The organism is Kitasatospora sp. NPDC001261, from assembly GCF_042896795.1.
GTDB lineage: Bacteria > Actinomycetota > Actinomycetes > Streptomycetales > Streptomycetaceae > Kitasatospora.
The window spans coordinates 15,053-38,477 of the sequence record NZ_JBIAXP010000041.1 but is presented as its reverse complement, the minus strand read 5'-3'; the positions used below and the strand labels follow the sequence as shown (position 1 = coordinate 38,477).

The window sequence follows — 23,425 nt, the reverse complement described above, 5'->3', positions numbered from 1 at the left end:
TGCGCGCCGCACCGCCCCGATCCATACTGCTCGGATGGACCGTCAGCAGATCTCCCGCCTCGCCCATGCCCACCACCCGATCGCGGCCCCGCTGGCGGACGGCTCGGTGGCCCGGTTGCTGGACCGTGCCATGGCCGGGACGGAGCAGGGCCGGGCCCTGGACCTGGGCTGCGGCGAGGGCGCCTGGCTGCTCCGGGCGCTGGCCGCCGGCCCGGGCTGGCGGGCAGTGGGCGTGGACCTGGACGCGGCGGCGCTGACCCGGGCCCGGGAGTCCGCGGCCGCGCTGGGCGTGGCCCGCCGGATCGGCCTGCACCACCTGGACGCACGGGGGTTCACCGCGGAGGAGCCCTTCGACCTGGTGCTGTGCGTCGGCGCCACCCACGCGTTCGGCGGCCTGCTGCCGACGCTCGCCGCGGCCCGCGAACTCCTGGCCCCGGGCGGCCGGTTGCTGGTCGGCGAGGGGTTCTGGCAGCGCGAGCCGTCCCGGGCGGCGCTGGACGGACTGGGCGCGGCACGGGAGGACTTCGCGGATCTCGCGACGACCACCGAGCGGGTCCTCGCGGAGGGCTGGACGCCGGTATTCGGGCTTGTCAGCACCGAACAGGAGTGGGACGAGTACGAGTTCGCCTGGACGGGCTCGCTGGCCGAGTGGGCGCTGGACCACCCGGAGCACCCGGACACGGCGGCCGCCCGGGAGGCGGCGGACCGGCACCGCACCGGGTGGCTGCACGGCTACCGGGGGACGCTCGGCTTCGTCACCTACCTGCTGCGCCGCGACTGAAGCACGCCGAAGGGCTCTGAACACGCCCGACCCGCCTGAGCCTCCCGCCCCCGAACACCCCTCACCGGTCGGCTACTTCCCGATCCGCGCGAGGAAGTCGTCGATCAGCGGGGCGATTTCGGGCAGCTTCTCCTCCAGCGCGAAGTGCCCGGTGTCGAACAGGTGCAGCTCGGCCCCGGGCAGGTCGCGCAGGTAGGCGCGCGCACCGGCCTCGGTGAAGAACGGGTCTCCCAGTCCCCAGAGCACCAGCGTGGGCGGCTGGTCGGCGCGCAGCCAGGCCTGCCAGGCGGGGTAGAGCTCGACGTTGGAGAAGTAGTCGAGGGCGAGTTCGACCTGGATGTCCTTGCGGCCGGGCAGGTCGAGGAAGTGCTGGTCGAGCGTCCAGCCGTCGGGGGCGACCAGGCTCGGGTCGCCGGTGCCGCCCTCGTACTGGCCGCGGGTGACGTCCGGGGTGAGGATCGAGCGGGCGGCCTGCTCCGCGCCCGGCACGCCGCGCCTGTTCGCGATGAACTCCCTTGCCTGGGCGGAGAGTCCCTCCTCGTAGGCGTTGCCGTTCTGGACCACCAGGCCGGTGATCCACTCCGGGTGCCGGGTGGCCAGGCGCAGGCCGACGGGGGCGCCGAAGTCGAAGACGTACAGCGCGAAGCGGTCCAGGCCGAGGGCGAGGCAGAAGCCCTCGATCACGTCGGTGAGGGCGTCGAAGCGGTACGTGAAGGCGTCGGGCGCGGGGCTGTCGCTGTGGCCGAAGCCCGGGTAGTCGGGGGCTATCAGGCGGTAGCGGGTGCCGAGCGCGTCGAGCAGCCGGGCGTACTGGTGGGAGGAGGACGGGAAGCCGTGCAGCAGCAGGAGCACGGGGGCGTCGAGCGGGCCGGTTTCGCGGTAGAAGACGCGCAGGCCGTCGACGTCGACGTGGCGGTGGTGGACGTGAGGGATCATCAGCTCGCTCATGTTAACCATTAAACAGCATGTGAATGGTTAGGCAAGGTGCCGTTCGGACAAGACGCCTGCCGGGCAGGGCACATGAGCGAGCTGATCCGCTGTCACCGCGAGGGCCGGGGCACCGGCTCAATGGCCCCGCGCCTGCTCCTGCTGCACCAGGTGGTCGAGCACCTCGGGCATCGCCTCGACCCCGCCGGCCTGGGTCGGCGAGGTGCGGTACTCACCCTGGACGACGACCGTCGGCAGCTCGTTGACGCCGTAGCGGGTGAAGTCGGCGGCGGCCTCCTCGACCGACCGCGTCACCTCGGCGGAGCGGTACGTCTCACCGAACACCTTGGCGTCGACACCCTGCCGCGCGGCCCAGTCGGTGGCGGTGGCCTCGGTGGTGAGGTCGACCCGCTCGGTGTGCACGGCGCGGAAGACGCTGACCTGGAGGCGGTCGACCTGGCCGAGGCGCTCCAGCGTGTAGAAGATCCGGGCGTGGCTCCGTTGCGCGGCCTCGTCCGGACTGCCGGGCCAGACGGCCGGGATGCGGCGCAGCGCGACATCGGCGCGGTGCTTCTCCGCCCAGGCCTGCAGGGGCTGTTCGAGCGCCTGGGAGTGGCTGCAGTCGTACCAGAAGAACTCGACCGCCTCGGTCCGGACGCTCTCACGGACCGGCTGCGGATGGTCGAGCTTGACGAACTGGGCGCCCCCGAACGGGATTTGGTGGGTGATCGCGCCGGCCTGGACGGGGGACGTGGCAATCCCGACGGCGACGGCGAGCAGGACGGTGGACCGCAGCAGCGACTTCGATTTCACACCGGGCAGTGTGCTGGCGGCGGTTCGCTACCGGCCGGTTGCTGCGCACGGGCCGCGCCGGATTCGCCCGGACGGCGTAGCCGGGCCGGGCGCGCGGACGGGCCGGCCACCCGACGGGGTCGGCCCGGCCACCCCGGTCGGCATGGCACCCCTGGCCCGCCTGGCCACCCCGGTCAGCGGGCGGCCTCCGGACCCGCCGTCCATACCTCGGCGACCAGTTGCTGCCAGGCGTCCACGACGGCGCCCAGCTCGAAGTGCTCCAGCGCGTGCGCCCGGGCCGCCGCGCCGAGGCCCGCCCGGTTGACCGCGAGCACCTTGCCCAGCGCCTCGGCGAGGGCGAGCGGGTCCCCGGGGGCGACCAGCGCGCCGGTGGCACCGTCCCGGACCACCTCGCGCACCCAGCCGACGTCGGTGGCCACGGCGGGCACCCCGGCCAGCGCCGCCTCGATCAGCGCGCCGGGCACGCCCTCGCTGTCGCTGGTCAGCAGCAGCGCGTCGGCGGCGCGGTAGAGCGGGGCCGGGTCGGGCAGCGGGCCGAGGAAGTGGGCGCGGGCGGCGGCCGGGTGGCGGGCCAGCGACTCGCGCAGCGGTCCGTCCCCGGCGACGGCGAGCCGGACGTCGGGCAGCCGGTCGAGCACGTCGAGGGCCAGGTCGAGCCGCTTCTCCGGGGCTATCGCCCCGATCCAGGCGACCAGCAGCACGTCGGCCGGCAGGCCCAGCGCGTGCCGCGCGGCACGCCGGTCGTCCCGGCCGTCGGCGGGCGGATAGCTCTCGGCGGCACGGGAGTTGGGGATCACGTGCACCTTCCCGTCGGGCAGCCGGAACTGTTCCTCCAGGACGACGCGCGCCTCGTCGGTGAGCGTGGTGACGGCGGCCGCGCGGTGCATCAGCGCGCCGCCGCGCACCCGGCGCAACCGGTTGGCGGTCCAGTAGCGCGGGTGGCCGACCGAGACGTAGACGAAGGGCGTACGGGTCCCGGCCAGGGCGAGGGCGCAGGCGGCCAGGGTGTCCGAGCCGTGGGCGAGCACCACGTCGGCGGCGCGGGAGGCGGAGCGCAGCGCCCTCAGGGTGCTCGGGTGCAGCCGGCCGGGGCCCAGCACGGCGGCGGAGCGCAGCCCGGCGGCGGCGGAGCAGTCGACGGCGGACCGGCCGGCGGCCTCGGGGTCCGGGCTCGCGGCCCCGGAGCCCGGACCTGCGGAATCGGGGCCCCGGCCCGCGGAACCGGGGCCGGTGGAGTCCCGGCCCGCCCCGCCGGGGCCGGAGGGGACGGCCGGGTGCGGGGCGAGGGCGCACAGCGCGGAGGACTGCCCCCGACGGCCCAGTTCCCGGTGGAGGTCACGGGCGAAGTTCTGCGCGCCGCCCCGGCGTGAGTCGCTGATCAGGTGCAGGACACGCGGACGGTTTCCGGCCGGATCGGCCGACAAATGGTCGGGCATGGACCGACCTTGGCACAGTGCTCCGCCCGGTACATCCCCTTCGCGCAACCTGATGGTGGCCCATCCGCCCGCGCTTGTACACCGGATGTGCGCCACGGGGCCGCCGTCGTGCGCCATACGCGACCGCTGTGCGCCCCGTCTCGCCCCCTGCCGCGCTCCGGTCCACCCTGTCGCGCCGGGTCGGCGCCGCCCCGGACCGGCGCGTGCCGGTGTCACATGCGGCGCCACACGCGGCGCCACAGGGGCGAGTTGGAGCGGTCGACCAACCGACTGGCTCGGCTGTTCGACCGGGGAAAGGCCGGTACGCGGAGCGTCCCCGCCCCGCAGGGCCCACGGACGCGGGGCGCCGCGGCGGTTACCCGATTCGGGTGAACGCGGTTGGACCTCGGCCCGGCCCGCTCGGCAGGATGTCCGGCCTGGGGCGGCACCCGCCGTGCCGCCCCATCTCCCCCTCCCCCGTACGGATTTGGAGTCACCCGGTGTTCAAGGGATTCCGCAGCTTCCTGCTGCGCGGAAACGTGGTGGACCTCGCGGTCGGCATCGTGATCGGCGCTGCCTTCACCGCCGTCGTCACCGGGTTCGTCAGCGCCTTCCTCACCCCGCTGGTCGGCGTCGCGTCCGGCGCCGTCGGCGACTTCACCCAGAAGACCTTCGACGTGGCCGGCACCCGGTTCCCGTACGGCCTCTTCGTCAACGCGGTCATCGGCTTCGTCCTGACCGCCGCCGTCATCTACTTCGCCGTGGTGCTGCCGGTCGGCAAGCTCCAGTCCCGCTTCGAATCGGCCAAGCCCGCGCCGGCCGCGAAGGTGGACTGCCCGGAGTGCCTGAGCAGCATCCCGGCCGCCGCGACCCGGTGCTCCTTCTGCACCTCCGAGATCGGCAAGCCGGCCCTGCCCGCACAGGCCCAGGCCCTGCAGTCGCACTGAGCGCCGACACCCGGACCAGCGACGGGCCGCCGCCTGATCGGCAGCCGGCCATCGGGCCGACGGCCCAGGTCGCGGGCCTGAACCGGGCCCCGGAGAGCTGACGGGAATTTTATTCCCGAAACATTCACGAGCCCCCGTCGCCTGCTCGGCGGGGGCTCGAATGCGCCCGCGCACGCCCTGTCCGGGAAAAGTTTCTCCGCAGGGCCCCCGACCGTCCACCGGCCGGTCACCACAAGGCCTTCCGGGGCCTCCGTCCGGCCGCCGTTCGACCACTGACGGGGTGCCAAGCTTGTCCGGAACCGGTCGCCGGAATGTCCGTCTTTCCTACTTTCGAAACCTTTGTGCGAGCGAAGACTGTGTAAACACTCGAACTGCTCCCCCTCCCGCTCTCCTCAGCAGGCGCGTTGTGGGCTTACCGTATGCCCCATGACCTCGCCCCGCTCCTACGACGGAGTCGGCTACCCCTCTCCGTCCTACTCCTCCGGCACGCCGATCTACGACAGCCTCGTGGCTGAGCGCGGCGTCCCCCAGATCGCGCCCATCAACGTGCCGGCCGCCCTGCCGCCGGCGCTGTCGTCCGGTTACGGATCCGGCCTCGGCCCGTCCTACGAGAACCGGTACGCCAACGGGTACGAAAGCGCCGGCAGCAACCTCCCCGCGCTGCCGCCCGCCCGCCTCGCCCTGGGCCCCGGCCCGAGCAGCGGCCCCTCCGCCGGCCCCGCCACGGCGTACATCCCCGCGCAGCCCGCGCCGGCGTACGCCGCCCCCCAGCCTCCGGTCCCCGGCTACGGCGCCCCCCAGCCGTACCAGCGACCGCAGCCCGGCACCCCCGCCTTCAGCCAGACCGCCGGAGGCGGCTACCAGCCGACCGGCGGCCAGAGCTTCGGCGGCCAGAACACCTTCATCGGCGCCCAGGGCGGCCAGCAGACCTTCGGCGCGCAGCCGGCCGGCGGACCGGGCGGTTTCGGCCAGGGCCAGCCCGCCGCTCCGCAGGGCTTCGGCGGCCAGCAGTCGTTCGGCGGTCCGGCCGCCGGCGGCCCCGGCTTCCAGGGCCAGGGCGGCGACCAGTCCTTCGGCGGTGCCCAGCTGCGCCCGGCCATGGCGCCGGTCGCGCCGGTCCGCCCGACGCAGCCGCAGCGCCCGGGCCCGTACGGCGAGTCCGGCCAGTTCCAGGGCGGCTACCAGCAGCAGGGCCAGGGCTACTGAGCCGCTGACACCCCGAGGCCGTCCCCCCACGCGGCCCGCACCCGCACCACCTGAGCAGCACCCGGCGCCCCCCGTACGCCGGGCGAACGGAGAAACGGGTCATCCACGGACCGCCCGGAACGCCCCCCACGGCGTCCGGGCGGTCCGTGCGCATTAGAGGGCATTCCCGGCGAACCCCCGCAGGCTGGCAGGATGGAGGAATGCACCTCACCGGACTCCACGTCTACCCCGTCAAGTCGATGTACCGCCTGAGCCCGGACACCGCCGTGGTTCACCCCTGGGGTCTGGCCGGAGACCGTCGCTGGATGCTCGCCGACGCGAACGGACGCTTCGTCAGCCAGCGCGAGGACGCGGCCCTCGCACGGGTGCGGACCGGACTGCTGCCCGACGGCGTCCTCACCCTGACCACCCCCGACGGCTCCCGGATCGAGGTCCCCGCCCCCGCTGTCGCGGCCGGCGACCCGCTCGCCGACGTCGAGGTCTGGGGAACGCGCTTCCGTGCCGCGGAGGCCGACAAGGAGACGCACCGGTGGATCGCCGAACACCTCGGCGACTACCGCCTGGTGCACCTTGACGACCCGCGCGCCCGGCCGGTCGACCCCGAGTACAGTGCGCCCGGCGACAGCGTCTCGATGGCCGACGGCTATCCGCTGCTGCTCACCACCACCGCCTCGCTGGACCGCCTCAACGAGCTGATCGCCGCCGAGAACCCGGACGGCCACGAGACCCTGCCGATGGAGCGCTTCCGTCCGAGCGTGGTGATCGGCGGCACCGAACCGTGGGCCGAGGACACCTGGCGCCGGATCCGGATCGGCTCGGTCACCTTCAAGGTGGTCAAGCCGTGCGGCCGCTGCATGATCACCACCACCGACCAGGAGACCGGCGAGCGGCGCGGCAAGGAGCCGCTGCGCACCCTGGCCCGGCACCACCGGCTGCTGCGCAAGGCCGCGTTCGGGCAGAACCTGATCCCCGAGCGGCCGGCCGGCGTCGAGGGGGACGAGCTCGGCACGCTGCGGCTGGGCGACGAGCTCGAGGTGCTCGAGGACGGGGCGCACTGGCCCGCCGACGGGCGCTGAGCGCTCGGGCCGGTTCTCCGGGAGAGTGGGCCGCTCCCGCCGACCCTCCGCGCCGGCTGCCGACGGTCGAGTACTGACCACCGACCATCGGATGCCGACCGCCGACCGCCCGTGCCGGAGGGCGGGGCGCATCGGCCCGTGGACCGGCGCCGGGCACGCGCCGCACTCCGAAACCGGCGCGCCCGGACGGAACCACCGCTGTGCGCGCTCGTTGAAACAAGTGGTCGGAACCTGTGGCGGCGCTGAGCGCTACCGGTGTCCGCGCGACCGCGGGCGGCCGGACCACCCACGTGGGCGCGCTACGGTGGGCGGACGGCCCGCGCACCCCCGCGCGTTCGGCCCGTTGATCGCCGGCTCGACGAAGGTGGGGACGACAGACCGTCATGGCTGAGCACAGGGTCCGGGTCACCCAGGACAGCGCATCCCGCTGGCGTCGCCGCGCGGGCGAGTACGACACGCTCGCGGAGGCCCTGGCCGCCGCCGAACCGGGCGACACGGTGACCGTCCGCCCGGGCACCTTCCGGGAGAACGTGCTGCTGGACAAGCCGGTGACGATCGTCCCGGCCCAGGGCCCGGGGACGGTCCGGATCGACCCGCCCTCCGGGGTGGCGCTCACCGTGACCGCCGCCGCCACCGTACGCGACCTGGTGGTCGAGGGCGGCGACAGCACCACCCCGGCCGTGCTGGTCACCGGGCCGGAGGCGACCCCCTCCTTCAGCGGCTGCCGGGTGGAGACCCGCTCGGCCACCGGCATCGAGGTCACCGGCGGCGCCCGGCCGACCCTGCGCGGCTGCGTGGTCACCAACCCGGGCGGGCTCGGGCTGCGGCTGCGCGGCCCGGACACCGCCGCCGCCTTCGAGGACTGCGAGGTCGCCGCCGCCGGCCAGGCCGGACTGGCCGTCCTCGGCGGCGCCACCGCGGCCCTGGACCGCTGCCGCGTCCACCACGCCTCCGGCGCCGGCGTCCTGCTCTCCGACCCCGGCAGCGCCGCCGAACTGACCGGCTGCGAGATCTACGAGATCCGCGGCAGCGGCGTGCAGGCCGAGGCGCAGGCGGGCGGGCGGCTGGTCGACTGCGAGATCCACCGGGTCACCGGCAACGGTCTCACCCTGGACGGCGAGGCCGAACTGGTGCTCACCGGCTGCCGGGTGCACGACCTGCCCGAGAACGGCGCCGACCTGCGCGGACGCGCCCGGCTGAGCCTCGCCAACAGCACCGTCCGGGACTTCGGGCGCGGGGCGCTGTCGGTCTGGGACCAGGGCACCGAGGCGGTCGCCGAGTCCTGCGAGATCCACGGCTCGACCGGCGAGTACCCGGCGCTCTGGGTCAGCGACGGTGCCCGGCTGACCCTCACCGACTGCTCGCTGCACGACCTGCCGGACGCCCTGTTCGTCCTCGACCGGGACTCCGCCGCCACCGCCGAGGGCTGCTCGTTCAGCCGGATCCGCAGCTCGGCGGTCTCGGTCAGCGGCGGGGCCACCGTCTCCCTGGCCTCCTGCCGGGTGCAGGAGGCGGGCACCGGGCTCTGGTTCCGCGACCACGGCAGCGGCGGACTGCTCACCGACTGCGAGATCTCCGACGTGGCCACCGGCGTGATCGTCACCAAGGGCGCCGACCCGGTGCTGCGCGCCTGCACCGTACGGGCCAGCACGGACGCCGGGGTGTACGTCTCGGCCCAGGGGCGGGGCACCTTCGAGGACTGCCGGGTCTCGCAGGGCAAGGGCTTCGGCTTCCACATCATCGACGGCTGCCGGACCCAGCTCACCCGTTGCCGGGCGGAGCACAACCAGCGGGCCGGGTTCGAGTTCTCCGAGCCGGGTCCGGTCACCGAGGGGTGCATCTCGGACGACGTCGGGGCGGCTCCGGTGCCGTCCGCTCCCGCCCCGCCCGGCGGCGGGGCGGGGCCGGGATCCGCAGGTGGGCGCGGTCCGGGGCTGGGGTCGTCGTACGGGTCCACCGACGTGCCCGCGCCGCGGACCGCCCAACTGACCACGGTGGCACCGCTGTTGGCGTCGGCCGCGGCCGGTTCGGCCGCGATCTCGCCGATCCCGGACTGCCGGCCGGCCGAGGAGGCGCTCGCCGAACTGGACTCGCTGGTCGGGCTGGCCACGGTGAAGCAGGAGGTGCGCACACTGATCGACCTGATCTCGGTCGGCCGGCGCCGCCGCCAGGCCGGGCTCAAGGCTCCCTCGCTGCGCCGCCACCTGGTCTTCACCGGCGCACCCGGCACCGGCAAGACCACCGTCGCCCGGCTGTACGGCGAGATCCTCGCCTCGCTCGGGGTGCTCCAGCGCGGACACCTGGTCGAGGTGGCACGGGTGGACCTGGTCGGCGAACACATCGGCTCCACCGCGATCCGCACCGCGGCCGCCTTCGACCGGGCGCGCGGCGGGGTGCTCTTCATCGACGAGGCGTACGCGCTCGCACCCGAGGACGGGGCGCGGGACTTCGGGCGCGAGGCGATCGACACCCTGGTCAAGCTGATGGAGGACCACCGGGACGAGGTGGTCGTCATCGTGGCCGGCTACACCGCCGAGATGGAGCGCTTCCTCTCCGCCAACCCCGGTGTCTCCTCCCGTTTCTCACGCACCATCGGCTTCCCCGACTACACGGCGGACGAGCTGCTGGAGATCGCCCGGTCGCAGTGCGCCGAGCACGAGTACGCGCTCTCCGAGGAGACGGAGGAGGCGCTGCTGGAACACTTCGGCGGGATGGAGCGCGGCCCCAACTTCGGCAACGGGCGCACCGCGCGACAGGTCTTCGAGACCATGGTCGAGCGGCACGCGGTACGGATCGCCCATCTCGCGGACCCGTCCACGGAGGAGCTCCAGCTGCTCGTCCCGGCCGACCTGCCCACGGCGCCGCTGCCGTAGGGCCCGCTGCGGTAGGGCCGGCGGCCGGGGAACTCGTCGCCGGGGAACTCGTCGCCGGGGAGCTCGTCGCCGGGGAGCTCGTCGGCCGCGCCGGGCCGTTGAGGCGGGCATGGGTGTGCTGTTGACGGGCGCGGCGGGCGGGTTGCTGCTGCCGGCCGGACTGGTCGTGGTGTTCTTCCTCGGTGCGGTGGCGCGGCGGCTGCGCGCCCGGCCGGCGGTGGGACCCGACGGCGGGCGCGGCGACGGGCGCGGCGCGGGTGCGACCGCGACGGAGGAGCTGCACGCGCTGCTCTACCCGAGCAAGCGGGTGCAGCTGGAGCAGCGACGGGTCGAGCTGGTGCTGCGGGACGACGAGCACGACGGCGCGCCGAAGCGGACGGGGATCGACCTTGCGGGCGGTCGGGCGGTGATCCGGCGGGTGGCGGGCACCGGCTGACGGCTGACGGCTGACGACGAACAGGCGACAGCGAACAGATAACAGATAACAGACGACAGACGACAGCTGACAGAGTTTGAAATCTGTCAGCTGTCGTCTGTCCGCCGGCCGGCGCGTCAGCCCGTCCAGGCGCCGTCGGCCAGGAAGGACTCCAGGGCCGCCCGGTAGGGCGCGATGTCGATCCGCTCGCCCGCCAGCCAGTCGTCCGAGTAGTACTTGTCCAGGTAGCGGTCCCCCGGGTCGCAGATCAGGGCGACCACGCTGCCCGTCCGCCCGGTCGCCCGCATCTCGGCGACGATCCGCAGCGCGCTCCACAGGCCCGTCCCGGTGGAGGCCCCCGCCTTCTTGCCGAGCACCTGCTCCAACACCCGGACGGCGGCGATCGACGCGGCGTCCGGCACCTTCATCATCCGGTCGATCGCCCCGGGGACGAAGCTCGGCTCCATCCGCGGCCGTCCGATGCCCTCGATCCGCGAGCCGCTCTCGCAGACGGCCTCCGGATCGTGGCGCACCCAGCCGTCGAAGAAGCAGGAGTTCTCCGGGTCCGCGACGCAGATCCGGGTGTCGTACTGCATGTAGTGCACGAACCGGGCGATGGTCGCCGAGGTGCCGCCGGTCCCGGCCGTGGCCACGATCCAGGCCGGCTCGGGGTGCGGCTCCAGGCGCAGCTGGGCGAAGACCGACTCGGCGATGTTGTTGTTGCCGCGCCAGTCGGTGGCCCGCTCGGCGTAGGTGAACTGGTCCATGTAGTGCCCGCCGGTCTCCTCGGCGAGCCGGGCGGAGGCCTCGTACACCTCGTCCGAACGCTCGACCAGGTGACACTCGCCGCCGTGGAACTGGATCAGGTCGATCTTGGACTGGCTGGTGCTCTTGGCCATCACGGCGATGAACGGCACGCCGACGAGCTGGGCGAAGTACGCCTCGGAGACGGCGGTGGAGCCGCTGGAGGCCTCGATCACCGGCTTGCCGGGCCGGATCCAGCCGTTGCAGAGCCCGTAGAGGAAGAGCGAGCGGGCCAGGCGGTGCTTGAGCGAGCCGGTCGGGTGGGTGGACTCGTCCTTGAGGTAGAGGTCGATCCCCCACTCCGCGGGCAGCGGGAAGCGCAGCAGATGGGTGTCGGCGGAGCGGTTGGCGTCGGCCTGGACCTTGCGCACCGCCTCCTTGAGCCAGGCGCGGTACTCCGGGTCGGAGCGGTCGACGTCGGCGGTCGGCTCGATGCCGGACTGGGTGCTCATGGTCGCTGTCTCCCTCGTGATGGCCCCCCGATGCTCACTACGAGTGTATGAGAGTGACGATAAGTGACCGTTTTCGAAGAGCCAGCTTCCGCTTATCGCCGTCAGGGCAGATCTGGTCACCGTCGGGGGCGGAACCCATCGACCAGGGCAGACCCGATCGCTGTCAGGGCAGCACCGGCACCGACTGCGGGTCCGCCAGGTACGGCCCCCAGCCCAGCTCGGCCGCGCCCGCGAGCGCGCCGTGCGCCAGCTCCGCGCCGACGATCGGCACCCGGCCGCTGCGCCCCCACAGGCTGCGCTCGGCGACCACCGACCGCAGCCGGTCGGGCGCGGCCTCCAGCAGGTGGAGGTGAAGCCCGCTGAGGACCACCCGGTCGGGGTTGAGGATGTTGGCGACGCCCGCCAGGCCGAGTCCGAGCCGGTCGATGACGTGCTCCACCGCCGCCCGCGCCCGGTCGTCCGTCGCGGCGGCCCGGCACAGCTCGCGCGCCTGGTCGAGCAGCGGGCGTCCCGGTTCCGGGGTGAGCCCGGCGGCGGTGAACAGCGCGTCGGGGTCGGTCTCGGAGTTCAGGCAGCCCCGGTTGCCGCACATGCAGGGCCGTCCCTGCGGGTCGACGGTGAGGTGGCCGACCTCCAGGGCGAGGCCGGCGCTGCCGGTGTGCAGGTGTCCGTCGATGACCAGCGCGCCACCGACGCCGCGGTGGCCGGAGGTGACGAAGAGCAGGTGGCGGGCGCCGCGGCCGGCGCCGTGCCGGTACTCGGCGAGCGCGGCCAGGTTGGCGTCGTTGGCGATCGCGGTGGGCAGCGGGCGCAGCGCCTTCGGGCCGTGGTCGGCGCGTCCGACCTCGACGTCGTACAGGTCGGCGACCGGGGTGCCGCTGGGCCAGGCGAAGTGCAGCGCGGCGAGGGCGGTGCCGTCCGGCTCGGTGACCGGGTTGGGCAGCGCGAGCGCGGCGCCCAGGCAGCGGCGGTCGGTCGCGCGGGCGAGTTCGGCACCGGCCACGGCGACGGCGCGCAGCATCCGGACCGGGTCGGTGGCGGCGGGCAGCGGCAGGTGGACGGGCGGGTCGAGCAGTCCGCCGAGGCCGGCCAGGGTGACGCTCAGTCCGTCGGCGTGGATCTGCCCGGCGACCACGACCGGGCCGTTCGGGTCGATCGCGAGCCGGTGCGACGGGCGGCCGCGGCCGCCGCCGGCCGGGCGCGAGTCGACGGTGATCAGGCCGAGCGCCTCGAGTTCGGCGGTGACCGCGCCGGCGGTGGCCCGGGTGACGTCCAGCGCGCGGGTGAGCGCCGAGCGGGTCGGCGTCTGGCCGGTGTGGATCAGGGAGAGCGCTGGGCCGAGCAGCGTCCGGCCCCGGTCGGGAGCCGCGCGGCGGTGGTTGTCGCGCTGCGCGTCGGAGTCGTTCCCGGTACCGGGCCTCGGGCTTGATGGTGAGAGCTGCACGCCCCTATTGTGACTTTGTGTCGCTTCGAAACAAAATCGGTTCACGCACCCGGCCCGATCGCCCCTCCTCCCAGTCTCGCAGCACACCCCCGGTGACGGACAGCCCCTGGGGTCCTGCACGCATCGCCCTCACCGCGTTCTTCGCCGTCGACGGCTTCCTCTTCGCCTCCTGGGTCGTCCGCATCCCGGACATCCGCAGTCAGGTCAGCGCCTCGCACAGCGCCCTCGGGCTCGCCCTGCTCTGCCTGTCCATCGGCGCCGTCCTCACCATGCCCGTGATCGGCCGACTCTGCCTGCGGTACGGCTCCCGGCCGGTGACAGTCGGCTCGCTCGCCCTGCTCAGCCTCGCCGTGCTACTGCCCGCGCACGCCCACTCGGTCACCGCGCTCGGCGGGGTGCTGCTGCTGTTCGGCGCGGGGTACGGCGGGGCCAACGTCGCGATGAACAGCGCCGCCGTCGACCTGGTCGCGCAGCTGCGGCGGCCCGTGATGCCCAGCTTCCACGCCGGGTACAGCTTCGGCGGGCTGGTCGGCACCGGCGTCAGCGGACTGCTCGCCGGCCCACTGAGCACCGCGTGGGCACTCGCGCTCAGCGCGGCGCTGGGCATGGCCGTCACCGTCGGCGCGGGCGTCGTCCTGCTGCGCAGCCCGGCGGCGGCAACGGTCACACCGGGCCATACGGACCGTACGAGCGACACGGGCCGCACGGGCCGCACGGGCCGCACGGGCCGCACGGCGGAACCGTCCGGGACCGCCCGGCCGGACGCGGGCTCGACCCGCCCCCGCACCCGCCTGCTCGTCCTGCTGCTCGGCCTCACCGCGCTCTGCACCGCGTACGGCGAGGGCGCGATCGCCGACTGGGCCACGCTCCACCTCACCGACGACGTCCGGGCGAGTTCCGTGGTGGCCGCCACCGGCTACGGCGCGTACGCGTTCGCGATGGCCGGCGGGCGGGTCGGCGGCACCTGGCTGTCCATCAGGCTCGGCCAGGCCCGGCTGATGCTGTTCGGCGGGCTGACGGCGGCGGTCGGCATGCTGGTCGCCGCCCTGGCGCCGGTGGTGCCGGTGGCGATCTGCGGGTTCGTGCTGGTCGGCCTCGGCCTGGCCAACCTCTTCCCGCTCGCCATCGCCCGGGCCGGTGCGGCGGGCGGGCCGCAGGGCGTCGCGTTCGCCTCCTCGCTCGGCTACGGGGGGATGCTGATCGGCCCGGTGGTGATCGGCTTCCTCGCCGACGCGGCCGGACTGCCGCTGGCCCTCACCACGGTCACCCTCGCGGCCACGGTGGCGGCGCTCCTGCCGCTGTCGGTCGGACGGCGGGTGACGGACGACCGGTGACGGTCGACAGGCAACGGATGACAGGGAACAGCGAACAGATGACAGCCGACAGATAACAGCCGACAGACACTGAAATCTGTTATCTGTCACCTGCCATCCGTCATCCGCCGTGTGACAGGATGCGAGGCCATGACGACCAGCGAACGCTTCCAGGTACTGCGGGCGGGCGAGCGCCCGGCGACGGCGTGGCTCAACGGGGGCGGGGTGACCAGGGAGGTCGCCGGGTTCCCGGTCGGCGCCGGACTGGACGCCTTCGACTGGCGGGTCAGCCTCGCGGACGTCGCCTCGGCGGGGCCGTTCTCCCCGTTCCCCGGGATCGACCGGGTGATCACCCTGGTCGAGGGCGCCGGCATGGCGCTCACCGTCGACGGTACCGAGCAGCTGGTCGACGCGCCGTTCCGGCCGTTCGCCTTCTCCGGCGACGCCACCACCGACTGTCGGCTGCTGGCCGGCCCGGTGGTGGACTTCAACGTGATGACGCGCCGCGGGCGGGTCGAGGCCGCGGTCGACCTGGCCACCGCGGCCACCACGGTCGACGTCCTGGACGGGAGCACCGCCCTCCTGGTCTGCCTCGTCGGCACCGCCACCATCCACGGCGCCTCCATCCACGGCGCCTCCGTCGACGGCGGCACCGTCGACGGCGTCGAACTCGCCCGCTACGACGCCGCGTTGATCGACACCCCGGGCACGTACGAGCTGCACCCGGACGGCACCACCGCCGTCATCGCCTTCCGCACCGCGCCCTGAGAGCCGATCAAGGGCCGCACCACCGAACAGCGGCGCTCCCACCTCCCGGGACCACCCCGGGGGCAGGAGCGCCGCCGCCGCTTCACCCGCAGAACACCGGCGTGGCGTGCCCCGGATCCAGCGCGTTGGTGACCAGGTGCAGCGCCGTCGGCGAGAACGCGATCCCGACGTGCTCCACCAGCGAGACCGGGCAGTGTTCCTGCACCACCTGGTTGTCGACGTCCGGGCCGCTCAGGAACTGGGTCCGCCACGGGGTGACGACTTCATCGAGGACCGTCGAGATCACCGTGTAGCGCACACCCGGTACGGTGTCGGGCCGGGAGGCCATCACCGTGTTGAAGTCGGAGCCCACCGCCTGGTCCCGGCAGGCCTTGCAGACCGTGTAGACCAGGTCCGCGACGCCCGGGAAGTACGGCACCAGGTTGGTGATCCCGTCGAGCGTCGTGCCGTGGTTGGACGGCACCAGCCCGACCAGCCTGCCGACCTTGGACCCGCCACCGAGGAACTTGAGGTAGTAGTTCGGCAGCATGCCGCCCTGCGAGTGCCCGACGATGTCGACCTTGGCCGCGCCGGTCGCGGTCCGCACCAGGTCCACGAACCGGCCGAGTTGGGCCGCCGACTCCGGCACCGGCCCGAGGCCGCCGATCGGCAGCAGCAGGCCGCTGCCGCTGGAGGTGACGCCGGGGATCATCCCGTAGTCGAGGGCGAAGACGCAGTACCCGAGGCTCTTCAGCAGCGGGGAGAGCGCCAGCCAGTTCTCGTAGCGGTTGGCGAAGGTGCCGTGCACCAGGACGACCGGGTCGGGGTGCGCGGTGGTCGGCCGGCAGGTCCAGTCGTTGGCGCCGGGCGGCGAGGCCACCGTGTCGCCGTCCGGCGGCAGTTCGGCGGACGAGGCGGACGAGCTGGACGAGGCGGACGCTGCGGCCGAGCCGGACGAGGTGGATGCTGCGGCCGCGACGGCCGAGGCGCTCGCGACGGGCACGGCGGCGCTCGCCGGCGACACCGTCGCACCGGCCAGCACCGCCCCCGCCAGCAGCAGCGCACCCAGCGCGCCTGCGCCCCTGCGGCGCACCGGAGTTGCGGAGAAGCGGAGAAGTGGGGTTCTCAACTGTTGCCTCCACAGCGGAAGTTTGTTACCAACAGGTAACCCGAGGGCACCATCATGCGGTCGCCCCTCCGGCCCGGCCCTTGGGCGTCCCCCAGACCTGGACGGTGTTCTCTGTGACCGGTCACAACGCACCCCACCCCGCACCCCCGAACACCTCCGACCGGACGCCGGACTGGCGCGTCCCGGTGATCGGCGGGCTCCCGGCCGACCAGCGACTGCTCGGCGGCGTACGGGAGCTGGCCGAGACCGTGGTCGCCGCCCTGCTGGAGCGGGTACCGGTCTACCGCCGACTGCCCCGCGAACAGCTCACCGGCGAGCTGACCCGGGACACCGAGCGCCGCATCCGCGCCCTCGCCCACACCGTACGGACCGGACTCCCCGCCCCCGCCGAGGAGTTCACCGCCGTCCGGGAGGCCGCCGCCCGGCGGGCCGAGGAGGGCCTGCCGCTGGACGCCGTCCTGCTCGCCCACCACCTCGGACTGGAGGTCTGCTGGGAGTTCGCCACCCGGCACGCCCGGGACGACGACGCCGCCGACCTGCTCGCCCTCAACCGGCTGCTGCTCGACCAGCTCCGCCAGGCCGTCACCGCCGCCGGGGCGGGCTACCTGGACGGCCGCCGCCCGGCCACCGGCCGACGGGACTCGGCCCGGCACTCCCTGCTCGGCGCGCTGCTCGCGGGCACCCCCGCCGACGCGGCCGCCGAGCGCGCCGGGCTCCGCCTGTCCACCGGGTACACCGTGCTCTGCCTGTCCCTCGCCGACCACCCCGACGAGCACTCCCCCGGTGTCGATCCGGGCATCGCCGCCCTCCGCAAGCTCCGCCGGTTCGAGGCCGAACTCGACCACCGCACCCGGCAGTCGGCGCTCACCGCGCTCACCCCCACGGGCGGCCTGGTGCTCGTCCCGTTCGGACCGTCACCCGGTCCGGACGAGGACGGGGCCGGCGAGGCGCCGTGGCCGCTGCTCGCCGCCGCCCTCGCCGCGGCGGCCCGGGCGGCCGGCGTTCCCGTCCTGGCCGGGGCCGCGCCCGCCACCCCCGCCGAGGTGCCCGGCGCGGCCGCTCTCGCCTACGAAGTCCTCGACGTGGCAAGGGCGTTCGGCCGACCGCCGGGGCTGCACCGGCTGGACGACGTCCTGCTGGAGTACCAGCTCACCCGCCCCAGCCAGGCCCGCTCCCGGCTCGCCGCCCTGCTCGAACCGCTCGCCGACGCCGGGGAGTTGCTCATCACCCTGCACACCCACCTGGCCGGCGGCCTGAACCGCCGCCACACCGCGAGCGCCCTGCACCTGCACCCGAACACCGTCGACTACCGGCTGCGCCGGATCGCCGCACTGACCGGCCTGGATCCGGCCCGCCCCGCCGACCTCCCGCGGATCGCCGCCGCCATCGCCGCCCGTACCGCCGAACAGGCCTCCCTCGCCGGGTAGTTCGGGACGACTGCCAGCACCGGGCCGGTGCCCGGCGACCGACTTCAGCCCTGCTCCCCCGGCAACCGCAGGTCCCAGCCGACCAGGGCGCGCAGCTGCTCCGCGGTCACGCCGTCCGGCACCGGCTGCGGAGCGTCGTGGCGCAGCGGCGGCTGCCAGCCCTCCTCCTCCGTCCAGCGGCGCACCACCTTGGCCGGCGCCCCGGCGACCACGCTGTGGTCGGGAACGTCGCCGCGCACCACGGCACCCGCCGCGACCACCACGTTGCGGCCGATCCGCGCCCCCGGCAGGATCACCGCGCCGGTGCCGATCCAGCTGCCCGTGCCGATCTCCACCGGTTCGTTGCGCGGCCACTGCTTGCCGATCGGCAGCTCGGTGTCCCGGTACTCGTGCGACTGGTCGCTGATATACACGCCGGGGCCGGTCCACACGTCGTCGCCGATGACGATCGACTGGTGGCCGACGATGTGGCTGTCCCGGCCGATCACGCAGCCGCCGCCGATCCGCACGATCGGCTCCGGCCCGAGGTCGAGCCCGGGCAGGAAGCCCGCGCTGATGGTGACCCGCTCGCCGATGATCGAGAACGGCCCGATGGTGATCCACTGCTCGTTGAACACCGCCCCGAGCGGGAAGCTGAGCGTCGTGCCGTCCCCCAGCTCGCCGAACCGGTACGGGCCGGGGTTGCGGCTGGTGACCGCTCCGGTCCGCTGCACCCAGCGCCAGCCCCGGTGGACGAGGCGTCCGGCGGCGCGGCGGCCACCGGTCCGGACGGCTGAGACGAGCGAACGGGTTATCGGCATGCGCTCACGTTACCGGCCCGTAGCATCCGCCCGTCCGCCGGGAGGCAACCGGAGGAATGTCCGAAATCCGCGACCGGCGGACCGGCCGCGATGGAAGACTCCGTCCCATGGAGATCACCGAGCACATCGACGCGCTGCGCCGCGAGGGCACCAGGCTCGCCGAGGCCGCGGCCCGTACCGAGTTGTCCGCCCCCGTACCGACCTGTCCGGACTGGCAGCTGACGAAGCTGCTGCAGCACATCGGCTCCGTCCACCGCTGGGCCGCCGCGATCGTGTCCGGAGGCGCGCCGACCCCGCCGGACGAGGCGGACGCGCAGGCCGCCGTCGGGCCGCTGCCCTCGAACACCGAGCTGCTCGACTGGTACCGCGAGGGCCACGCCGCGCTGGTGGACACCCTCACCGCGGCGCCCGCCGACCTCGAGTGCTGGACCTTCCTGTCCTCGCCCAGCCCGCTGGCGTTCTGGGCCCGGCGCCAGGCGCACGAGACCGCCGTGCACCGCCGCGACGCCGACGCGGCCGCCGGGGTGCCCGGTCCGGTCGTGGACACCGCGCTCGCCCTCGACGGCATCGACGAACTGGTGAGCGGCTTCACGACCCTCGGCCGGTCCAAGCTGCGCAGCGACCGGCCGCGCACCCTCCTGGTCCGGGCCACCGACGGCCCCGGCTCCTGGCACCTGACGATCACCCGGGAAGCGCCGGCCGTCACCACCGGCGAGGGCCCCGAGCCGGCCGATCTGACCCTCGCCGGCCCGGCCCACGAGCTCTACCTCCTGCTGTGGAACCGGCTGTCCGCCCAGCAGGCCGGGGAGGTCAAGGCGATCGGCGACCAGAGCCTGCTCGCCCTCTGGAGCGAGACGGCGGCGGTCCTCTGACCGTGCCGGCCGCGACCCCTGCGCTCGGGTCGTCACGCCCGGGGGCGGCGACGCCCCCGGGCGAACGGGCACCCGGGAAACCCGGCCCTCAGCGCACCCAGCGCGCGGGCCGCTTCTCCAGGAACGAGCGCATCCCCTCCTGCGCCTCCGCCGAGCCGAAGAGCCGCGCCGACAGCTCCACCAGCTCCTCCGCGTCCCGCTCGAAGGAGCGCACCACCTCGGCGTTGGCCAGCCGCTTCGACTCCGCCAGGCCCTGCGGGGAGCCCAGGCGCAGCGCGTCCAGCAGGCCCTTGAGCGCCACGTCGGCGGCCTCGGCGGAGTCGGTGGCGCTGGTGATCAGCCCGATCCGGGCGGCCTCGGCGGCGTCGAAGACCTCGCCGGTGAGGTAGTAGCGGGAGGCGGCGCGCGGGTCCAGCTTCGGGCGCAGCGGCAGCGAGATGACGGCGGGCGCGAGGCCGAGCCGCACCTCGGTGAAGGCGAAGGTCGAGGCCGGTCCGGCGACGGCGAGGTCCGCCGCGCCGACCAGGCCGAGGCCGCCGGCCCGGACGTGGCCGTGGATGACGGCGATCACCGGCTTGGCGCAGTCCACGATCGCCCGCTGGAGCTCGACCAGGCCGCGCGGGCCGACCGTCGGGTCCGCGCCGGTCGCCTCGGAGAGGTCCGCGCCCGCGCAGAACACCTTGCCGGTGTGCCCGAGCACCACGGCGCGGACCTCCGGGTCGGCTGCGGCGGAGGCCAGTCCGGCGTGCAGCTCGGCCATCAGCCGGGTGGAGAGCGCGTTGCGGTTGTGCGGCGAGTCGAGGGTGAGGGTGGTGACGGCGTCGGCGGTGCTGACGTGGACGAGGGGCGCTGCGCTGGTCATCGGCGGGGCCTGCCTTCCGGCTGAGGGTGGGTCGGACTGCGGACGCGGTCCGGGAGGTGCCCGGACGACGCCCGGACGACTCTGGCACGCCCACCCGCCCCTCGGCCAGAGCGAGCCGGAGCCCCCGGGCCGTCGGGCTTGCCTGCCCGAGGGGGCATGGATCAGGATCCGTCCCATGACCACCTCTCACCTCACCCGCATCACGGAGCCGCCCGGAGTCGCGCCCGGCACCGGCTACACCCAGGTCGTCGCCGGAAGCGGCCGACTGGTCCAGGTGTCCGGGCAGGTCCCGTTCGACGAGAACCGGGACCTGGTCGGCCCGGGGGATCCGAAGGCGCAGGCGCGGCAGGTCTTCGAGAACCTCCGCCGCTGCCTGGCCGCCGCCGGGGCCGGGTTCGAGGACGTCGTGAAGTTCACCTACTTCATGACCGACATCGCCCACCTCGCCGTGGTCCGCGAGATCCGCGACGAGTACCTGGGCTCCGTTCCGCCGCCCGCTTCCTCCGCCGTGCAGGTCTCGGCGCTGTTCCGGCCCGACGTGCTGATGGAGATCGAGGCGATGGCGATCGTCCGCGAGTAGCGGGAGCGGCGGGAGCACCAGGGAATAGCGGAGCGACGGGGGCGGCGAGACGGCGGGAGCATCGGGGACAACTCCCAAGTGGTACAGACCTGTTGACGCATTGGTCCAGTCCTCCTACAGTTCCCATGCCTTGCCTCCCCACGGCACAGGCATCGATCGCACACGGATCAACCGCACGGATCAACCAAGGTTCTACGTCACCCTGTTCAACCCCCACAGTCACAGGGAGAACCATGTCCGCTCGATCCCGGGCCGGGCGCCCGCGCGTGCGCAGCAGACTGCTGGCACTGCTCTCCGTCCTGCTCCTGCCCCTCGCCGCGCTCACCGCGCTGGCCGCCCCGGCGAACGCCGCCGGAAAGCTCACCGCCACCTTCACCACGGCCGACAACGGCTCCTGGTGGCAGGGCACCTACATCGTCCACAACGACAACGCGACCGCGGTGAGCGGCTGGACCCTGGAGTTCGACCTCCCGGCCGGCGTCACCATCGGCAACAGCTACAACGGCACCGCCACCGTGAGCGGCCGGCACGTCACCGCCACCGCGGCGTTCTACAACTCCACCGTCAACGCCCACGGCACCACCGAGCCGTACAGCTTCTGGTTCGTCGGCAACGGCCCGGTCACCGCCCCGCTCAACTGCCGTGTCAACGGCGACAAGTGCGACGGCAGCGCGGACGTCCCGCCATCCGCGCCGGGCACCCCGACGGTCACCGAGTCCACCGCGCACACGCTCGCCCTGAGCTGGCCGGCCGCCACCGGCGGGGACTTCCCGGTCGCCTCCTACGACGTGCTGAGCGGTAGCACGGTGCTCGCCTCCAGCCCGTCCACCGGCGTGCTGGTCACCGGCCTCACCCCGGCCACCTCGTACACCCTGACCGTCCGCGCCAAGGACAGCCGCGGCAACACCGGCCCGCTCAGCGCGGGTGTCACCGCGTCCACCTTCGACCCGTCCACCGACACCTCGCCGCCCACCGCACCGGCCAACCTCCGGGCCACCACGGTCGGTTCGACGGACGTGACGCTCGCCTGGAACGCCTCCACCGACAACGTCCGGGTGGCAGCGTACGACGTCTACCAGGGCGGCACCCTGGTGGCCACGGTCACCGGCAGCACGCTCGGCGCGACCGTCGGCAGCCTCTCCCCGTCCACCGCCTACACGTTCACCGTGAAGGCCCGGGACGCCGCCGACAACACCTCGCCCGCCTCCGCCCCGCTCACCGTGACCACCTCGGACCTGGTCGGCGCCGGGAAGTACGCCCGGGTCGGCTACTTCGTCCAGTGGGGCATCTACGGCCGCCAGTACTTCGTCAAGAACCTGGACACCTCGGGCGCCGCCGCCAAGCTCGACGTCGTCAACTACGCCTTCGAGAACATCGATCCGGTCAACCTGACCTGCCAGGCCGGCGTCACCAAGGGCACCACCGCCAACCCGGAGGACCCGGACCAGGGCACCGGCGCCGGTGACGCCGACGCGGACTACGGCCGGGCGATGAGCGCCGACCAGTCGGTGGACGGCGTGGCCGACGACGGCTGGGGCAAACTCCGCGGCAACCTCAACCAGTTGAAGAAGCTGAAGGCCAAGTACCCCAACCTGAAGGTGGTCGTCTCGCTCGGCGGCTGGACCTACTCCAAGTACTTCTCCGACGCCGCCGCCACCGACGCGTCCCGCCAGAAGTTCGTCAAGTCCTGCGTCGACACCTGGATCAAGGGCAACCTGCCGGCCTACAACGGCGCCGGCGGCGACGGCGTGGCAGCGGGCATCTTCGACGGCATCGACCTCGACTGGGAGTGGCCCGGCTCCGCCGACGGCCACCCGGGCAACCACTGGAGCGCCAACGACAAGGGCAACCTGACCCTGCTGCTGGCCGAATTCCGCAAGCAGCTGGACGCGTTGGGCGGCTCGCACAAGTTGCTCACCGCCTTCACCCCGGCCGACCCGGCGAAGGTCGCGGCCGGCTGGGACCTCTCGAAGATCTTCGGCTCGCTGGACATCGCCAACGTCCAGGGCTACGACTTCCACGGCTCGGGCAGCGACAACTCCTGGGAGCCGAACCGCACCGGCCACGCCTCCAACCTCTACCAGGACCCGAACGACCCGTACGCCACCCACTTCAGCGTGGACACGGCCGTCCAGACGTACCTGAACGCCGGGGTCAACCCGCGCAAGCTGACCATCGGCTTCCCGTTCTACGGGCGCGGCTGGCAGAGCGTCGCGGACGGCGGCGCGAACGGCGCCTGGCAGTCCGCGAACGGCGCCGCACCCGGCCAGTTCAGCGACGAGGCCGGCACCCGCGGGTACAACAACCTGATCACCAGCCTCTCCGGCCTCAAGGTCTACCACGACCCCAAGTCCGTTGCGACGTACGGCTACACGGGAGCCGGCGGGCAGTGGTGGACCTTCGACGACGCCTGGTCGATCTCACAGAAGACCGCCTACCTCAAGTCGAAGAACCTGCTCGGCGGCATGATCTGGGAGATGTCCGGCGACACCCCGTCCGGCACCCTGATGTCCGCACTGGATACCGGGCTCAAGTAGCGCTC

At 73.8% G+C, this 23,425-nt stretch carries 20 protein-coding genes; 12 read left to right on the top strand and 8 right to left on the bottom strand.

The window, feature by feature from the left end; all coding sequences use genetic code 11:
• The first annotated feature begins 34 nt into the window (after positions 1–34).
• Positions 35–781: an SAM-dependent methyltransferase gene (locus ACFY4B_RS38870; protein WP_387975987.1), complete on the top strand. Its 747-nt coding sequence runs from the start codon at positions 35–37 to the stop codon at positions 779–781.
• A 72-nt stretch (positions 782–853) separates the two neighbouring features.
• On the opposite strand, the gene ACFY4B_RS38865 is transcribed toward ACFY4B_RS38870, so the two are convergent.
• The 3 genes from ACFY4B_RS38865 to ACFY4B_RS38855 all read right to left on the bottom strand — a co-directional run bounded on the left by ACFY4B_RS38865 (position 854) and on the right by ACFY4B_RS38855 (position 3,957).
• On the bottom strand, positions 854–1,729 hold the full coding sequence (locus tag ACFY4B_RS38865) for an alpha/beta fold hydrolase (protein ID WP_387975985.1): 876 nt from the start codon (positions 1,727–1,729) through the stop codon (positions 854–856).
• A gap of 117 nt (positions 1,730–1,846) precedes the next feature.
• Positions 1,847–2,521 carry a thiol:disulfide interchange protein DsbA/DsbL gene (locus ACFY4B_RS38860; protein ID WP_387975982.1) on the bottom strand — a complete coding sequence of 225 codons (675 nt, stop codon included), beginning with the start codon at positions 2,519–2,521 and terminating at the stop codon, positions 1,847–1,849.
• Positions 2,522–2,694: 173 nt separating this feature from the next.
• Positions 2,695–3,957 carry a glycosyltransferase family 4 protein gene (locus ACFY4B_RS38855; protein WP_387975979.1) on the bottom strand — a complete coding sequence of 421 codons (1,263 nt, stop codon included), beginning with the start codon at positions 3,955–3,957 and terminating at the stop codon, positions 2,695–2,697.
• A 479-nt stretch (positions 3,958–4,436) separates the two neighbouring features.
• Here ACFY4B_RS38855 and mscL point away from each other — a divergent pair, with 479 nt between their 5' ends.
• The 5 genes from mscL to ACFY4B_RS38830 all read left to right on the top strand — a co-directional run bounded on the left by mscL (position 4,437) and on the right by ACFY4B_RS38830 (position 10,474).
• Entirely contained in the window at positions 4,437–4,883 is a 447-nt protein-coding gene (gene mscL / locus ACFY4B_RS38850) for a large conductance mechanosensitive channel protein MscL (RefSeq protein WP_049650971.1), read from the top strand.
• A gap of 426 nt (positions 4,884–5,309) precedes the next feature.
• A complete protein-coding gene (locus ACFY4B_RS38845) occupies positions 5,310–6,089 on the top strand; it encodes a DUF6643 family protein (protein WP_074006368.1) in 780 nt (259 codons plus the stop codon).
• Between the two features lie 200 nt (positions 6,090–6,289).
• Positions 6,290–7,165 carry an MOSC domain-containing protein gene (locus tag ACFY4B_RS38840; RefSeq protein WP_074006369.1) on the top strand — a complete coding sequence of 292 codons (876 nt, stop codon included), beginning with the start codon at positions 6,290–6,292 and terminating at the stop codon, positions 7,163–7,165.
• Positions 7,166–7,548: 383 nt separating this feature from the next.
• Complete coding sequence (locus ACFY4B_RS38835; RefSeq protein ID WP_049650969.1) at positions 7,549–10,038, top strand: right-handed parallel beta-helix repeat-containing protein; 2,490 nt, start codon at positions 7,549–7,551, stop codon at positions 10,036–10,038.
• A 109-nt stretch (positions 10,039–10,147) separates the two neighbouring features.
• The gene (locus ACFY4B_RS38830) at positions 10,148–10,474 is read left to right on the top strand and encodes a DUF6191 domain-containing protein (RefSeq protein ID WP_387975976.1); all 327 of its coding nucleotides are present in this window, start codon (positions 10,148–10,150) and stop codon (positions 10,472–10,474) included.
• A gap of 116 nt (positions 10,475–10,590) precedes the next feature.
• On the opposite strand, the gene ACFY4B_RS38825 is transcribed toward ACFY4B_RS38830, so the two are convergent.
• Together ACFY4B_RS38825 and ACFY4B_RS38820 are read right to left on the bottom strand one after the other, a co-directional pair.
• Complete coding sequence (locus ACFY4B_RS38825) at positions 10,591–11,709, bottom strand: PLP-dependent cysteine synthase family protein (RefSeq protein WP_387975973.1); 1,119 nt, start codon at positions 11,707–11,709, stop codon at positions 10,591–10,593.
• Positions 11,710–11,872: 163 nt separating this feature from the next.
• A complete protein-coding gene (locus tag ACFY4B_RS38820; RefSeq protein ID WP_079272930.1) occupies positions 11,873–13,153 on the bottom strand; it encodes an ROK family protein in 1,281 nt (426 codons plus the stop codon).
• On the opposite strand from ACFY4B_RS38820, the gene ACFY4B_RS38815 reads away from it, so the two are divergent.
• Positions 13,138–14,487, top strand: coding sequence for an MFS transporter (locus ACFY4B_RS38815; RefSeq protein WP_387975970.1), 1,350 nt, complete (start codon positions 13,138–13,140; stop codon positions 14,485–14,487). The genes ACFY4B_RS38820 and ACFY4B_RS38815 overlap by 16 nt on opposite strands.
• A 129-nt stretch (positions 14,488–14,616) precedes the next feature.
• A complete protein-coding gene (locus ACFY4B_RS38810; protein ID WP_387975967.1) occupies positions 14,617–15,234 on the top strand; it encodes a HutD family protein in 618 nt (205 codons plus the stop codon).
• 82 nt (positions 15,235–15,316) lie between these two features.
• Here the strand turns inward: ACFY4B_RS38810 and ACFY4B_RS38805 are convergent, their stop codons facing one another.
• The gene (locus ACFY4B_RS38805) at positions 15,317–16,237 is read right to left on the bottom strand and encodes an esterase/lipase family protein (RefSeq protein WP_387976030.1); all 921 of its coding nucleotides are present in this window, start codon (positions 16,235–16,237) and stop codon (positions 15,317–15,319) included.
• A 218-nt stretch (positions 16,238–16,455) separates the two neighbouring features.
• Here ACFY4B_RS38805 and ACFY4B_RS38800 point away from each other — a divergent pair, with 218 nt between their 5' ends.
• Positions 16,456–17,769, top strand: a complete 1,314-nt coding sequence (locus tag ACFY4B_RS38800; protein WP_387975964.1) for a PucR family transcriptional regulator — start codon at positions 16,456–16,458, stop codon at positions 17,767–17,769.
• Between the two features lie 44 nt (positions 17,770–17,813).
• Here the strand turns inward: ACFY4B_RS38800 and ACFY4B_RS38795 are convergent, their stop codons facing one another.
• On the bottom strand, positions 17,814–18,569 hold the full coding sequence (locus tag ACFY4B_RS38795) for a DapH/DapD/GlmU-related protein (RefSeq protein WP_049650964.1): 756 nt from the start codon (positions 18,567–18,569) through the stop codon (positions 17,814–17,816).
• A 107-nt stretch (positions 18,570–18,676) separates the two neighbouring features.
• On the opposite strand from ACFY4B_RS38795, the gene ACFY4B_RS38790 reads away from it, so the two are divergent.
• The gene (locus ACFY4B_RS38790; protein WP_387975961.1) at positions 18,677–19,441 is read left to right on the top strand and encodes a maleylpyruvate isomerase family mycothiol-dependent enzyme; all 765 of its coding nucleotides are present in this window, start codon (positions 18,677–18,679) and stop codon (positions 19,439–19,441) included.
• Positions 19,442–19,529: 88 nt separating this feature from the next.
• On the opposite strand, the gene ACFY4B_RS38785 is transcribed toward ACFY4B_RS38790, so the two are convergent.
• Positions 19,530–20,303: an enoyl-CoA hydratase family protein gene (locus ACFY4B_RS38785; RefSeq protein ID WP_387975958.1), complete on the bottom strand. Its 774-nt coding sequence runs from the start codon at positions 20,301–20,303 to the stop codon at positions 19,530–19,532.
• A gap of 175 nt (positions 20,304–20,478) precedes the next feature.
• Here ACFY4B_RS38785 and ACFY4B_RS38780 point away from each other — a divergent pair, with 175 nt between their 5' ends.
• Both ACFY4B_RS38780 and ACFY4B_RS38775 read left to right on the top strand, forming a co-directional pair.
• Positions 20,479–20,883 carry a RidA family protein gene (locus tag ACFY4B_RS38780; RefSeq protein WP_049650961.1) on the top strand — a complete coding sequence of 135 codons (405 nt, stop codon included), beginning with the start codon at positions 20,479–20,481 and terminating at the stop codon, positions 20,881–20,883.
• A gap of 233 nt (positions 20,884–21,116) precedes the next feature.
• Complete coding sequence (locus tag ACFY4B_RS38775) at positions 21,117–23,420, top strand: glycosyl hydrolase family 18 protein (protein WP_387975955.1); 2,304 nt, start codon at positions 21,117–21,119, stop codon at positions 23,418–23,420.
• Positions 23,421–23,425 lie beyond the last annotated feature (5 nt).

What these genes read in the sequence shown, in the direction of transcription:
- ACFY4B_RS38865 (WP_387975985.1), bottom strand. Translation starts at nt 1,729, where the DNA reads ATGAGCGAGCTGATGATCCCTCACGTCCACCACCGCCACGTCGACGTC.
- ACFY4B_RS38835 (WP_049650969.1), top strand. Translation starts at nt 7,549, where the DNA reads ATGGCTGAGCACAGGGTCCGGGTCACCCAGGACAGCGCATCCCGCTGG.
- ACFY4B_RS38790 (WP_387975961.1), top strand. Translation starts at nt 18,677, where the DNA reads ATGGAGATCACCGAGCACATCGACGCGCTGCGCCGCGAGGGCACCAGG.
- ACFY4B_RS38845 (WP_074006368.1), top strand. Translation starts at nt 5,310, where the DNA reads ATGACCTCGCCCCGCTCCTACGACGGAGTCGGCTACCCCTCTCCGTCC.
- ACFY4B_RS38780 (WP_049650961.1), top strand. Translation starts at nt 20,479, where the DNA reads ATGACCACCTCTCACCTCACCCGCATCACGGAGCCGCCCGGAGTCGCG.
- ACFY4B_RS38830 (WP_387975976.1), top strand. Translation starts at nt 10,148, where the DNA reads ATGGGTGTGCTGTTGACGGGCGCGGCGGGCGGGTTGCTGCTGCCGGCC.
- ACFY4B_RS38795 (WP_049650964.1), bottom strand. Translation starts at nt 18,569, where the DNA reads ATGCCGATAACCCGTTCGCTCGTCTCAGCCGTCCGGACCGGTGGCCGC.
- ACFY4B_RS38810 (WP_387975967.1), top strand. Translation starts at nt 14,617, where the DNA reads ATGACGACCAGCGAACGCTTCCAGGTACTGCGGGCGGGCGAGCGCCCG.
- ACFY4B_RS38870 (WP_387975987.1), top strand. Translation starts at nt 35, where the DNA reads ATGGACCGTCAGCAGATCTCCCGCCTCGCCCATGCCCACCACCCGATC.
- ACFY4B_RS38855 (WP_387975979.1), bottom strand. Translation starts at nt 3,957, where the DNA reads ATGCCCGACCATTTGTCGGCCGATCCGGCCGGAAACCGTCCGCGTGTC.
- ACFY4B_RS38785 (WP_387975958.1), bottom strand. Translation starts at nt 20,303, where the DNA reads ATGACCAGCGCAGCGCCCCTCGTCCACGTCAGCACCGCCGACGCCGTC.
- ACFY4B_RS38775 (WP_387975955.1), top strand. Translation starts at nt 21,117, where the DNA reads ATGTCCGCTCGATCCCGGGCCGGGCGCCCGCGCGTGCGCAGCAGACTG.
- ACFY4B_RS38815 (WP_387975970.1), top strand. Translation starts at nt 13,138, where the DNA reads ATGGTGAGAGCTGCACGCCCCTATTGTGACTTTGTGTCGCTTCGAAAC.
- ACFY4B_RS38825 (WP_387975973.1), bottom strand. Translation starts at nt 11,709, where the DNA reads ATGAGCACCCAGTCCGGCATCGAGCCGACCGCCGACGTCGACCGCTCC.
- ACFY4B_RS38840 (WP_074006369.1), top strand. Translation starts at nt 6,290, where the DNA reads ATGCACCTCACCGGACTCCACGTCTACCCCGTCAAGTCGATGTACCGC.